General features: G+C 69.2%; 10 protein-coding genes. 9 read left to right on the top strand and 1 reads right to left on the bottom strand.

All coding sequences use genetic code 11. From position 1 onward, the window contains the following. Positions 1-9: 9 nt before the first annotated feature. From hasR to PSPA7_RS08240, 5 genes are all read left to right on the top strand, one after another. Positions 10-2691, top strand: coding sequence for a heme uptake receptor HasR (hasR, locus tag PSPA7_RS08220; RefSeq protein WP_079262160.1), 2682 nt, complete (start codon positions 10-12; stop codon positions 2689-2691). Between the two features lie 84 nt (positions 2692-2775). Further along, entirely contained in the window at positions 2776-3393 is a 618-nt protein-coding gene (gene hasA / locus PSPA7_RS08225; RefSeq protein WP_003153113.1) for a heme acquisition protein HasA, read from the top strand. Between the two features lie 216 nt (positions 3394-3609). Further along, positions 3610-5397, top strand: coding sequence for a type I secretion system permease/ATPase (locus PSPA7_RS08230; protein WP_012074852.1), 1788 nt, complete (start codon positions 3610-3612; stop codon positions 5395-5397). Next, a complete protein-coding gene (locus PSPA7_RS08235) occupies positions 5394-6725 on the top strand; it encodes an HlyD family type I secretion periplasmic adaptor subunit (protein WP_012074853.1) in 1332 nt (443 codons plus the stop codon). Before PSPA7_RS08230 ends, PSPA7_RS08235 begins: the two co-directional genes overlap by 4 nt. After that, on the top strand, positions 6722-8077 hold the full coding sequence (locus PSPA7_RS08240) for a TolC family outer membrane protein (protein ID WP_012074854.1): 1356 nt from the start codon (positions 6722-6724) through the stop codon (positions 8075-8077). Before PSPA7_RS08235 ends, PSPA7_RS08240 begins: the two co-directional genes overlap by 4 nt. Here PSPA7_RS08240 and PSPA7_RS08245 read toward each other — a convergent pair. Continuing rightward, positions 8070-8357 carry a DUF3509 domain-containing protein gene (locus tag PSPA7_RS08245; protein WP_003157324.1) on the bottom strand — a complete coding sequence of 96 codons (288 nt, stop codon included), beginning with the start codon at positions 8355-8357 and terminating at the stop codon, positions 8070-8072. The genes PSPA7_RS08240 and PSPA7_RS08245 overlap by 8 nt on opposite strands. A 174-nt stretch (positions 8358-8531) precedes the next feature. Here PSPA7_RS08245 and PSPA7_RS08250 point away from each other — a divergent pair, with 174 nt between their 5' ends. The 4 genes from PSPA7_RS08250 (at position 8532) to PSPA7_RS08265 (ending at position 12423) form a co-directional block, all read left to right on the top strand. Continuing rightward, complete coding sequence (locus tag PSPA7_RS08250; RefSeq protein WP_003157323.1) at positions 8532-9017, top strand: phosphate-starvation-inducible protein PsiE; 486 nt, start codon at positions 8532-8534, stop codon at positions 9015-9017. Positions 9018-9145: 128 nt separating this feature from the next. Next, positions 9146-10117: an HlyD family secretion protein gene (locus tag PSPA7_RS08255; protein ID WP_003157321.1), complete on the top strand. Its 972-nt coding sequence runs from the start codon at positions 9146-9148 to the stop codon at positions 10115-10117. Between the two features lie 3 nt (positions 10118-10120). After that, positions 10121-11293 carry an ABC transporter permease gene (locus PSPA7_RS08260; protein WP_003157320.1) on the top strand — a complete coding sequence of 391 codons (1173 nt, stop codon included), beginning with the start codon at positions 10121-10123 and terminating at the stop codon, positions 11291-11293. Then, positions 11290-12423 carry an ABC transporter permease gene (locus tag PSPA7_RS08265; RefSeq protein WP_012074855.1) on the top strand — a complete coding sequence of 378 codons (1134 nt, stop codon included), beginning with the start codon at positions 11290-11292 and terminating at the stop codon, positions 12421-12423. Before PSPA7_RS08260 ends, PSPA7_RS08265 begins: the two co-directional genes overlap by 4 nt. Positions 12424-12425: the final 2 nt, after the last annotated feature.

Here is a 12425-nt window from a genome sequence, read left to right on the forward strand (position 1 = left end):
GGCGCTGTCATGAAGCATCGTGGATGGAGTGCCGTGCGAGGCGGTCGCAGGGGGGCGCAACTGGCCCTGGGACTGGGTCTGGCCCTGCTGGGAACCGCCGCGCTACCCCTGCATGCGCAAGACGGGGCGGATGCGGCTAGCCAACAGCAGACCGCGCTGCGCCGGGTCCGGCTGGACATCCCGGCACAAGCGCTGAACCGCGCCCTGCTGCAATTCGCCGAGCAGGCCGGGGTCCAGGTGTTCTTCGACAGCCAGCGTTTCGCCGGTCTCGGCAGCGCGGCGGTGCACGGCGAATACGTGCTGGCCGACGGCCTGAGCCAGATGCTCCAGGGCAGCCCGGTGGAATACCGCTTTTCCGGCAAGGACCAATTGAGCCTGATCCGCGTCAGCCAGGACGACCTGGTGCGGATGTCGCCCTCGGTGATCTCCGCCGCGCGTCCGGATGACTGGGTCTACCAGACGCCGCACTCGGTGGGCGTGATCGGCCGCGAGCAGATCGAGCGCAACCCGCCGCGGCATGCCGCCGACATGCTCGAGGAAACCCCCGGGGTGTACTCCTCGGTGAGCCAGCAGGACCCCGGCCTGTCGGTGAACATCCGTGGCATCCAGGACTACGGGCGGGTCAACATGTCGGTCGACGGCATGCGCCAGAACTACCAGCAGAGCGGCCACCAGCAGCGCAACGGGACGCTCTACGTCGATCCCGAACTGCTCAGCGAGGTGGTCATCGACAAGGGCGCCAGCTCGGCCATGGGTGGCGCCGGGGTGATCGGCGGGATCGCCAATTTCCGCACCCTGGAAGCCCGCGACCTGGTCAAGCCGGGCAAGCAGGTCGGTGGGCGGATACGTGTCACCAGCGGCCTGGGCGGCGATGCCAACGGCACCCACTTCATCGGCAGCGCGGCCTTCGCCATCGGTACCGACGCCTGGGACATGCTGGTCGCCGCCAGCGAACGCCACCTGGGCGACTACGACCCGGGAACCAAGGGCAGCATCGGCGAACTGCGCACCGGCGCCTGGTTCAATCCCGAGGCCGGGCAGCGGGTCAAGCATACGCCGGTGGCCTACTCCGGCTACGTGATGCGCTCGCGACTGGCCAAGCTCGGCGTCGCCCTGCCGCAGGACCAGCGCCTGCAGTTCAGCTACCTGACCACCCAGGTGTCCTATGACGACGCCAACATGCTCGACACCGGGAACCAGGCGCTCTGGGAAAAGCTCGGCAGCAGCGATGTGCGCGCGCAGAATTTCGCCATCGACTACAGCTACGCGCCGGACAACCCGCTGGTGGACTTCAGGGCCAAGCTCTACTACGTCGACAATCGCAACCGGCAGCAGACCCTGCAACGCGGTATCACCCCCGGCTACTCGATCACCTACCAGACCGACACCTACGGCGTGCAGGCGCAGAACACCTCGAGCTTCGCCCTCGGCGATCTCTCCACGCTGCGCGCCAACTACGGCCTGGAATTCTTCTACGACAAGGTGCGGCCGGACTCCAGCCAGCCGCGGGCGAGCAGCTCGGCGGTCGGCTTTCCCGCGGCCGAAGGCATGACCCCAAAGGGCGACCGCGCCCTCGGCAGCCTGTTCGCCCGTCTCGACTACGACTACGACGACTGGCTCAACCTCAACGCCGGGCTGCGTTACGACCGCTACCGCCTGCGCGGCGACACCGGCTTCAACGCGCGCACCTTCATCCTCGGCACCACCCGGCAGACCGACATGCCGCTGCAATACGCCGTCGACCGCGAGGAGGGGCGCTTCTCGCCGACCTTCGGCCTGTCGGTCAGGCCCGGTGTCGACTGGTTGCAGCTGTTCGCCACCTACGGCAAGGGCTGGCGCCCGCCGGCGGTGACCGAGAGCCTGATCACCGGCCGCCCCCATGGCGGCGGCGCGGAAAACATGTATCCCAACCCGTTCCTCGGTCCGGAGCGCTCGAAGGCCTGGGAAGTCGGCTTCAACGTGCTGAAGGAAAACCTCTGGTTCAGCGACGACCGCCTGGGCCTGAAGGTCGCCTACTTCGACACCCGGGTCGACGACTTCATCTTCATGGGCATGGGCATGCAGCCGCCGGGCTACGGCATGGCCGGGATCGGCAACAGCGCCTACGTCAACAACCTCGACACCACGCGCTTCCGTGGCGTCGAGTACCAGCTCGACTACGACGCCGGGCTGGCCTACGGGCAGTTCTCCTACACGCACATGATCGGCAGCAACGACTTCTGCTCGAAGACCGCCTGGCTCGGCGGTGTCACCCAGACGGTGAAAGGCAGCGGTCGCCGCGCGCCGGTGATCGACATGCGTCCGGACGAGCAGGCCAACGCCGCCACCCATTGCAGCGCGGTGCTCGGTTCCGCCGAACACATGCCGATGGACCGCGGCTCGCTGACCCTGGGCATGCGCTTCTTCGACCGCAGGCTGGATGTCGGCGCACGGGCCCGCTACAGCGAGGGCTATTCGGTTTCCGGCGGTGGCGCGCCGACGGTCTCGCAGACCGGCGTGTACCCGGCCGACTGGAAGGAATACACCGTCTACGACCTGTACGGCAGCTACCGGGTGAGCGACGAGCTGACCCTGCGCCTGGCCATGGAGAACGTCACCGACCGCGCCTACCTGGTGCCGCTGGGCGACGTGCTGGCCTTCACCCTCGGCCGCGGGCGGACCCTGCAAGGCACCCTCGAATACCAGTTCTGACCCCGTTTTGCCCAGTGAAGGGCAAAACCGGAGCGGACATCCGTGCGCTCCGGCATTCATCACTCGTTGAATTGGAGTTTTGGCATGAGCATTTCGATTTCCTACAGCACCACCTACAGCGGCTGGACCGTGGCGGACTACCTGGCGGACTGGTCGGCCTACTTCGGCGACGTCAACCATCGTCCCGGCCAGGTGGTGGACGGCGCCAATACCGGCGGCTTCAACCCCGGTCCGTTCGACGGCAGCCAGTACGCGCTGAAGAGCACCGCCAGCGACGCGGCCTTCATCGCCGGCGGCGACCTCCACTACACCCTGTTCAGCAACCCCAGCCACACCCTGTGGGGCAAGCTGGACAGCATCGCCCTCGGCGACACCCTGACCGGCGGCGCTTCCAGCGGTGGCTACGCCCTGGACAGCCAGGAGGTGAGCTTCGGCAACCTGGGCCTGGATTCACCGATCGCCCAGGGCCGCGACGGCACTGTGCACAAGGTGGTCTACGGCCTGATGAGCGGCGACAGCAGCGCCCTGCAGGGGCAGATCGACGCGCTGCTGAAGGCGGTCGACCCGAGCCTGTCGATCAACTCCACCTTCGACCAGTTGGCCGCGGCCGGTGTCGCCCATGCCACCCCGGCGGCTGCCGCGGCGGACGTCGGCCTGGTCGGTGTGCAGGAGCTGCCGCAGGACCTGGCCCTGGCGGCCTGAGGAAGCGTCCGCGACTCGCTCGTGGACAGGTTCCGAGAAAGGCCGGAGAGGAGTTGGCGCTCCTCTCCGGCGCAGGATGCCGCCGTCGCCTCGCTTCGAACCCGTGGCGACGGCGGACCAGGATTGTTCCTCCGCCGGCCGCCGACGGCAAGCGGAGACTGCCGCAACGTCCTCCGGGCGCGCTCGCGATCCGGACAGCCACAGGACCCGAACCCGATGAAGCTCCGGCCGGCCTCGCCGCGCAATGAAATCCTCGCCACCCTCGGCCGCTTCCGCCCGGCGCTGCGCAGCGTCGCGCTGTTCACCGCGGTGATCAACCTGCTGATGCTGGCGCCCTCGCTGTACATGCTGCAGGTCTACGACCGGGTGCTTGGCTCCGGCAACGAGATGACCCTGCTGATGCTGACCCTCATGGTGCTCGGCCTCTATCTGCTGCTCGGCGCCCTGGAGTGGGTGCGCAGCCTGGTGGTGATCCGCCTCGGCGGCCAGCTCGACATGCAACTCAACCAGCGTATCTACGACGCTTCCTTCCGCGCCAGCCTGGAGCGCGGCGAACAGGCCGCCGGGCAGGCGCTGAACGACCTGACCAACCTGCGCCAGTTCCTCACCGGCAATGCCCTGTTCGCCTTCTTCGACGCGCCCTGGTTCCCGCTCTACCTGCTGGTGATCTTCCTCTTCAGCCCCTGGCTCGGCCTGCTCGCCCTGGCCGGGGCGCTGTCGCTGGTGCTGCTCGCCTGGATCAACGAAAGCCGCTCGCGCGAACCGCTGGCCGAGGCCGGGCAACTGTCGATCCTCGCCACCCAGCAGGCCGCGGCCAACCTGCGCCAGGCGGAAACCCTGGCGGCACTGGGCATGTTGCCGGCCATGCGCGCGCGCTGGTTCGCCCAGCACCAGGCCTTCCTTGCCCGGCAGAACCTCGGCAGCGAGCGCAGCGCGGCGATCGGCGCGACCTCCAAGGGCGTGCGCCTGGCCTTGCAGTCGCTGGTGCTCGGTCTCGGCGCCTGGCTGGCGGTGGAAGGCCTGATCACCCCGGGGATGATGATCGCCGGCTCGATCCTGATGGGGCGCGTGCTCAGCCCCATCGACCAGCTGATCGCCGTCTGGCGCCAATGGAGCGGCGCGCGCCAGGCCTACGAGCGTCTGGCGCGGCTGCTCGAAGAGAATCCGCCGGCCGCCGCGGGCATGCCGCTGCCGGCGCCGCGCGGCGCGTTGCGCGTCGAACGGCTCTGCGCGGCCGCGCCGGGACGCGAGCAGGCACTGCTGCAGGACCTCGATTTCACCCTGGAACCCGGCGAAGCGCTTGGCGTGATCGGTCCGTCCGGTTCCGGCAAGTCGACCCTGGCGCGCCTGCTGGTGGGCGCCTGGCAGCCGTTGTCCGGCGCGGTGCGCCTGGACGGCGCCGACCTGCGGCAGTGGAGCGCGGCGGCGCTGGGGCCGCACATCGGCTACCTGGCCCAGGACGTGCAGCTGTTCGCCGGCAGCATCGCCGAGAACATCGCGCGCTTCGCCGAGGTGGACGCCGAGAAGGTGGTGGCGGCGGCGCGCCTGGCCGGCGTGCACGATCTGGTGCTGCGCCTGCCGCAGGGCTACGACACGCGCCTGGGCGACGGCGGCGCCGGTCTCTCCGGCGGCCAGCGCCAGCGCATCGGCCTGGCCCGCGCGCTGTACGGGCGGCCGGCGCTGATCGTGCTCGACGAACCCAACGCCAGCCTCGACGAGGCGGGGGAGGCGGCCCTGGCCGAGGCCATCGTGGCGATGCGCCGACAGGGCAGCAGTCTGGTGCTGGTGACCCACAAGCCGGCGGTGCTGGCGCTGACCGACAAGCTGTTGCTGCTGCACGCCGGGCGTCTGCAGCGCTTCGGCGCGACGGCCGAGGTGCTCGCCAGCGCCTCGCCGCCGTCGGCCGCTGCGGCACCGGCACGGCCGACGCCGGCGTTCGGTTTCGGCTACCGGCCGGGACCGGGCATGCCGGTCGGCGGTGTGCCGGGAGGAGCGACGCGATGAACGGGCGGGCGCGGTTGCGCGAAGTCGGCACAGGCGGCCTGGCGCCGGAGCTGGACGAAAAGCGTTTTTCCCGGCTTGGCTGGGGGCTGGTGCTGCTCGGCTTCGTCGGCTTCCTCCTGTGGGCCGGGTTGGCGCCGCTGGACAAGGGCGTCGGGGTCTCCGGCAAGGTCATGGTGGCCGGTAGCCGCAAGGCCGTGCAGCATCCCACTGGTGGCCTGGTCAGGCATATCCGCGTGCACGAAGGCGAACGGGTGGAGGCGGGGCAGGTACTGCTGGAAATGGACGCTACCCAGGCCCGGGCCCAGGCCGATGGCCTGTTCGCCCAGTACCTGGCGGCGCTGGCGAGCCTGGCGCGGTTGAGCGCCGAGCGTGATGAAAAGGCGCGGATCGAGTTTCCCGCCGAGCTGCTGGCGGTGGACGACCCGCGCCTGCCGACCCTGCTGGAACAGCAGCGGCAGTTGCGCGACAGCCGTCGGCGGGCGTTGCGCCTGGAACTCGATGGCCTCGCCGAGACGGTCGCCGGCAGCCAGGCGCAACTGGACGGCCTGCAAGCCGCGCTGCGCAGCAAGGAACAGCAGCGCGCCGCTCTCGAGGAGCAATTGCGCGGCCTGCGCCAGCTGGCCAGCGAAGGCTACGTGCCGCGCAACCGCCTGCTCGACAGCGAACGCCTGCTGGCCCAGGTCAACGGCGAAATCGCCGGCGACCTCGGCAGCCTCGGCAGTACCCGCCGGCAGATCCTCGAACTGCGCCTGCGCATGGCCCAGCGGCGGGAGAAGTTCCAGGAAGAGGTGCGCGCCAGCCTGGCCGACGCCCAGGTGCGCGCCGAGGAGTTGCGCAACCGCCTGGCCAGCGCGCGCTTCGACCTGGCCAACAGCGAGGTACGGGCGCCGGTCGCCGGCCTAGTGGTCGGCCAGGAAGTGTTCACCGAGGGCGGCGTGATCGCGCCCGGCCAGCAACTGATGGAAATCCTTCCGGAACGCCAGCCGCTGCTGGTGGACGCCCGGCTGCCGGTGGAAATGGTCGACAAGGTCCGCGTCGGCCTGCCGGTGGAACTGATGTTCAGCGCCTTCAACCAGAGCACTACGCCGCGGGTGGCGGGCGAAGTGACCCTGGTTTCGGCCGACCGGCTGGTGGACGAGCGAACCGAGGCGCCGTACTACCGGATGCGCATCCGCGTCGGTGAAGAAGGCGTGCGCCGCCTGGCCGGTCTGGAGATCCGTCCGGGCATGCCGGTGGAGGCCTTCGTCCGCAGCGGCGAGCGCTCGCTGTTGAACTACCTGTTCAAGCCGTTGACCGACCGCACCCACCTGGCGCTGGGGGAAGAATGACTCGTCTGCGAGCCTGCCTGCTGCTGTCCGCCCTGCTTTCGGCCTCCTCGGCCCAGGCGTTGGGCCTGCTGGACGCCTATCAACTGGCGGTGCGCCACGACCCGACCTTCCAGGCGGCGCTCCACGAGCGCCGCGCCGGCGGCGAGAACCGCGCCATCGGTCGCGCCGGCCTGTTGCCGAGCCTGCGCTACGACTACAACAAGGCGCGCAACGATTCCACCGTCAGCCAGGGCGACGCCCGCGTCGAGCGCGACTATCGCAGCTACGCCTCGACCCTCAGCCTGGAACAGCCGCTGTTCGACTACGAGGCCTACGCGCGCTACCGCCAGGGCGAGGCCCAGGCGCTGTTCGCCGACGAACAGTTCCGCGGGCGCAGCCAGGAACTGGCGGTGCGCCTGTTCGCCGCCTATAGCGAAACCCTGTTCGCCCGCGAGCAGGTGGCCCTGGCCGAGGCCCAGCGGCGCGCCCTGGAAAACCAGCTGGCGTACAACCAGCGGGCCTTCGAGGAAGGCGAGGGCACCCGCACCGACCTGCTGGAGACCCGCGCCCGGTTGAGCCTGACCCGCGCCGAGGAGATCGCCGCCGGCGACCGCGCCGCCGCCGCCCGGCGCACGCTGGAAGCGATGCTCGACCAGGCGCTGGAAAACGACGAACTGGCCGCGCCGCGCGAGCGCTTTCCGGCGCTGCGCCTGCAACCGGCGACCTTCGAGGCCTGGCGCGAGGTCGCCCTGCAGCGCAACGCCGAACTGGGCGCCCAGCGCCATGCGCTGGAGGCGGCGGCCCACGAGGTGGAGCGCAACCGCGCCGGCCACCTGCCCAGGCTCAGCCTCTACGCCAGCAGCAGCAAGACGCACTCGGCCTCGGAAAGCACCTACGATCAGAAATATGACACCGACAGCATCGGCCTGCGCCTGAGCCTGCCGCTGTTCGAGGGCGGTCGAGTATCGGCGGCGACCCGCCAGGCCGGCGACAAGTACGCCCAGGCCCAGGCCGAGCTGGATGCCCAGGTGGCCAGCGTGATCAATGACCTGCACAGCCAGTTCGACCTGACCGCCAGCAGCCTGGCCAAGGTGCGCGCCTACGAGATGGCGGTGGCGGCGGCGCGCGAGCAGGTCACGGCGACGCGGCGCAGCGTCGCCGGCGGGGAGCGGGTCAATCGCGATGTGCTGGACGCCGAACAGCAGTTCTACGGCGCCCGCCGCGACCTGGCGGAAGCGCGCTACGCCTACCTCAACGCCTGGCTGCGCCTGCGCCAGCTGGCGGGAGTGCTGGAAGACCGCGACCTGGCGGTGCTGGCCGCCTACTTCGGCGCCGGCGACGAACGCGCGCGGGTCGCCGCTGCCATCAGATAGCTATCGGCCAGCGTGCCTTGCCTTGGGTCATCGACTGCAACAGTTGCGGCGCGCTGGTGCCGTTTTCGATGGCGATGCCGAAGCGGATGCTCTCGATCATCCGCTGCAATTGCTCCATGTCGTGCAGTTGCGCCGGGCGGATCAGGCGCTTGGCGGCGACCCCGCGCTCGTTGGAGAGGGTGAGGACGATGCTGCCGTCCGGCCGCTCCAGGCTGAGGTTGACCCGGTACTCGGCCTGGAAGGCCGCGGTGAGGAGCTGGAAAGGGCTGCTGTCGGTCATGGCGGACCACCTGAATGCTGTCGTGCTGGTTGGGACTGGGTGCCGCCCGGAAAGTTCTTTGTCACCGCCGGGCTGTACCCTGCGCCGACGTGCGGACGTCTATCTGCGCACGTGCCTTGGCCTGGGCCTTGCACGCTTCGGGCCAGGTGGCCGTCGTCTTCGTCGGGAGTCGCTATGAAACAGAATTGGGCCGAGCGCCTGCGCGCACGCATGCACCACCAGGCGGAGAGCCTGGGCAACCTGCTGGTGGAGGCCTTTCACTACCTGGCACTGTTCGCCATCGGCGCCACGGTGTTCTGGGCGGCGGGCGCGGCGTTCCTGGGGATGCTGGACAAGGGGCATGCGTCGATCGACGACATCCTCCTGCTGTTCATCTACCTCGAGTTGGGCGCGATGGTCGGCATCTACTTCAAGACCAACCACATGCCGGTGCGCTTCCTGATCTACGTGGCGATGACCGCGCTGACCCGTCTGATGATCGCCGACATCCAGCACAACCACACGCCGGACGACGGCATCATCCTGGTCTCGGTGGCGCTGCTCCTGCTCGCCCTGGCGATCCTGGTGGTGCGCTACGCCTCGGCGCGCTTCCCCTCGGCGAAGGCCGAAGGGGCCGCGCCGCGGCGGGTGGCGAGCGAGGATCCTGAAGGCGAATCCTGATTTTCCATGCCGCCGGTCCCCGCCCCCGGCGGGACCCGGCAGGCGCCGGGTTTCCTCCGCCGCACCGGCCAGCGCAACGGCCCGGCAATGTACTACCATCGCCCGGTCGTATTCAGGAAGCCTGCCCCATGAAGGGATGGAAACTCTTTACCCCGCTGCTGATCCTCGCGATCGTCGCCATCACCCTTTACCTGCGGCTGCACAACCCGCCCCTGCTGCTGCAGGGCGAGGCGGACGCCACCAACGTCATCGTGTCCTCCAAGGCCAAGGGCCGTGTGCAGGTCCTGCATGTGCGGCGTGGTGACGACGTGAAGCGCGGCGACCTGCTGGTCAGTCTCGACAGCCCCGAGCTGGAAGCCCAGCTCGATGCCCTGCACGCGGCGCGCAACCAGGCCCAGGCGCAGCTCGACGAGTCGCTCCACGGCACCCGCGAAGAGAGCATCCGCGCGCTCAGGGCCAGCCTGGCCCAGGCCGAGGCCGAGCTGCGCAACGCCGAGGCGGACTTCCAGCGCAACCAGCAGATGGTCGAGCGCGGCTTTCTCTCGCGCACCCAGTTCGACCTGGCGCGCCGCGAGCGCGACGTCGCCCGCGATCGCGTCGCCGAGGCCCGGGCCAACCTCGACGAAGGCCTCAAGGGCGATCGCGAGGAGCGCCGCCAGGCGTTGCAGGCCGCGGTGCGCCGGGCCGACGCGCAGATCGCCGAGCTGCAGGCGCAGACCGATGACCTGCAGGTGCGCGCGCCGGTGGACGGCGAGGTCGGGCCGATCCCCGCCGAGCAGGGCGAGCTGATCAACGCCTACAGTCCACTGCTGACCCTGGTGCGGCTGGACGACAGCTACTTCGTCTTCAACCTGCGCGAGGACATCCTGGCCAAGGTCCGCAAGGGCGACCACATCGTCATGCAGGTGCCCGGCCTGGGTGGCGCAGAGGTCGAGACCGAACTGCGCTACATCGCTCCGCTGGGCGATTTCTCGACCAGGCGCGCGACCCGCGCCACCGGCGACTTCGACCTGAAGACCTTCGAGACCCGCTTCTATCCGCTGCGGCCCACCCCCGGCCTGCGCCCGGGCATGAGCGCGCTGTGGCGCTGGACCCATTGAGCGATGGGCTGGGCCGCGCTGAAGCGCAACGCCGGGCGTTTCGTCCAGGCGTTCAACACCGAGACGCGGATCGCCTGCCGCAGCTGGACCATCCACTGGCTCGGCTGGTGCTGGCCGCTGCTGCTGTTCGGCGTGATCAGCGGCGTCTACCAGGCCGGCACCCTGCTGGACATGCCGGTGGCGGTGGTCGACAAGGACCATAGCGAGCTGTCGCGCAAGCTGGTCCGCGAGCTCGACGCGACCTCCCACGCCCAGGTGCTGCTGGTTCCCGACGGCGTCCCGGAGGGACTCGACGCGATCCGCCGGGCCGACGCCTATGCCCTGCTCTATATCCCGCCGGACTTCGAGGCCGACGTGCTCGGCGGGCGCGCGCCGAAGGCCGAGCTGTACTACAACGCGCTGCTGTATTCGGCTGGCTACGCCGCCACCCAGGATTTCTCGGCGCTGGTCGCCAGTCTCAACGGCGAGCTGCGCCCGCGCCTGGCGGCCGGGATGCCGGCGGCGCTGCCGCACCTGGCGAGCATCAGCGTGTCCTACGACAGCCTGTTCAACGCCAGCGGCAACTACATCTACTACCAGCAGTTCGCCGCCATCGTGCACCTGCTGCAGTTGTTCGTGATCGTCGCCATGGTCCACGTGCTGGCCCGCGAGGCGCCGGAGCTGCGCGCCTCCTCGCCGCATATCCTGCGGGCCAAGGCCCTCGGCGTGCGCCTGCTGGGCAAACTGGCGCCGTACACGCTGCTGTTCACCGCGCTGCTGATGCTGGAGATCTTCCTACTGGTGGCGTTCTCCGGCGCGCGGATCAACGGCAGCCCGCTGGCGATGCTGATGATCACGCTGTTCTACGTGATCGCCGCGCAGAGCGTCGGACTGATCCTGTTCGTCTTCACCGCCAACCGCTTCACCGCCTATTCCCTGGTGGGCATGCTGATCGGCATCGCCCAGACCTACTCCGGGGTGCTGATCCCGGAACTGGCGATGCCGACCCTGGCGCGGGTGATCGCCGAGGCCGAGCCGCTGACCCATACCCTGCACGGCCTGTTCGACCAGTTCCTGCGCCAGGCGCCGCCCAGCTCGGCACTCTACACCTGCGCCAAACTGGCGCTGTACCCGCTGATCGCCTACATGATCGCCAAGATGCGCCTGCGCAGCCGCCTGGACCTGAGCCCGACATGAAGAACTACCTGCAGATCCTCCGGGAAACCCTCAAGGCCATGCTGGCCAAGCCGATGTGGCTGATGGTGGTGGCCTCGGTGTGCATCACCTCGCTGCCGTACCTGAACCACACCGCCCTCGACCTGCCGGTGGCGGTGGTCGACGAGGACCACAGCAGCGTGTCGCGCGAACTGACCCGCCTGCTCGATGCGGCGCCGAAGGTCGCGGTAGTCGGCTACGACAGCCTGCCGCAGGCCCGCCGCGACCTGGCCTGGCGCGAACTGTACGCGATCATCGTGATTCCGGTGGATTTCGAGAAGCGCCTGCTGCGTGGCGAGGCGCTGGTGATCCCGTACTTCGGCGACGCCACCAACCGCATGGCCAATGGGCAGATCCAGCAGGACATCTCGGCGGTCTACAGCACGCTGACCAACCGCTACAACGCCGCGCTGCTGGAGCGCGAAGGCTTCACCGCGACCCAGGCGCAAGTGCTGCTGAGCCCGCTGGTGGGGCAACTGACCGACCTGTTCAACCCCGGCACCAGCTTCGCCGCCATCGTCCTGCCCGGGCTGCTGTCGCTGATGCTGCAACACAGCCTGCTGCTCGGCTGCACCCGCGGCAACATCATGCTGCGCGGCGGCACCCCGCGCTACATGCGCCAGCCGCTGTCGACCCGCTTCGGCCGCTACAGCGCGCAACTGCTGATCTGGACCGTGCTGGCGATGCTCTTCTACGTGATCTGGCCGCACCTGCTGGGCTATCGCCAGTCGGCCTCGTTCTTCATGCTGCTGGGGATCGTCCTGCCGTTCCTGATCGCGGTGATCGCCCTCAGCGAGTTCATCGCCGAGCTGCTGCCCACCGAGGAATCGGTGTACCTGACCATGACCTTCATCACCCTGCCGCTGTTCTACATGGCCGGCTACAGCTGGCCGGAACAGGCCATGCCGGACTGGGTACGCTGGCTGGCCGACGCGATCCCCTCGACCTGGGCGATCCGCGCCATCGCCGAGATGAACCAGATGGACCTGCCGCTGCGCGAGGTCAGCGACCATGTCCTGGTGCTGCTGGGCATGGCCGCCACCTACGCGCTGCTCGGCACGCTGCTGTACCAGTACCGCAACTGGCGCTGGGACAACGTCAAGGGTTGGTGAAG

This window comes from Pseudomonas paraeruginosa PA7, from assembly GCF_000017205.1.
Lineage (GTDB): Bacteria > Pseudomonadota > Gammaproteobacteria > Pseudomonadales > Pseudomonadaceae > Pseudomonas > Pseudomonas paraeruginosa.

What these genes read in the sequence shown, in the direction of transcription:
- PSPA7_RS08240 (WP_012074854.1), top strand. Translation starts at nt 6,722, where the DNA reads ATGACTCGTCTGCGAGCCTGCCTGCTGCTGTCCGCCCTGCTTTCGGCC.
- PSPA7_RS08235 (WP_012074853.1), top strand. Translation starts at nt 5,394, where the DNA reads ATGAACGGGCGGGCGCGGTTGCGCGAAGTCGGCACAGGCGGCCTGGCG.
- PSPA7_RS08265 (WP_012074855.1), top strand. Translation starts at nt 11,290, where the DNA reads ATGAAGAACTACCTGCAGATCCTCCGGGAAACCCTCAAGGCCATGCTG.
- PSPA7_RS08245 (WP_003157324.1), bottom strand. Translation starts at nt 8,357, where the DNA reads ATGACCGACAGCAGCCCTTTCCAGCTCCTCACCGCGGCCTTCCAGGCC.
- PSPA7_RS08255 (WP_003157321.1), top strand. Translation starts at nt 9,146, where the DNA reads ATGAAGGGATGGAAACTCTTTACCCCGCTGCTGATCCTCGCGATCGTC.
- PSPA7_RS08230 (WP_012074852.1), top strand. Translation starts at nt 3,610, where the DNA reads ATGAAGCTCCGGCCGGCCTCGCCGCGCAATGAAATCCTCGCCACCCTC.
- PSPA7_RS08260 (WP_003157320.1), top strand. Translation starts at nt 10,121, where the DNA reads ATGGGCTGGGCCGCGCTGAAGCGCAACGCCGGGCGTTTCGTCCAGGCG.
- hasA (WP_003153113.1), top strand. Translation starts at nt 2,776, where the DNA reads ATGAGCATTTCGATTTCCTACAGCACCACCTACAGCGGCTGGACCGTG.
- PSPA7_RS08250 (WP_003157323.1), top strand. Translation starts at nt 8,532, where the DNA reads ATGAAACAGAATTGGGCCGAGCGCCTGCGCGCACGCATGCACCACCAG.
- hasR (WP_079262160.1), top strand. Translation starts at nt 10, where the DNA reads ATGAAGCATCGTGGATGGAGTGCCGTGCGAGGCGGTCGCAGGGGGGCG.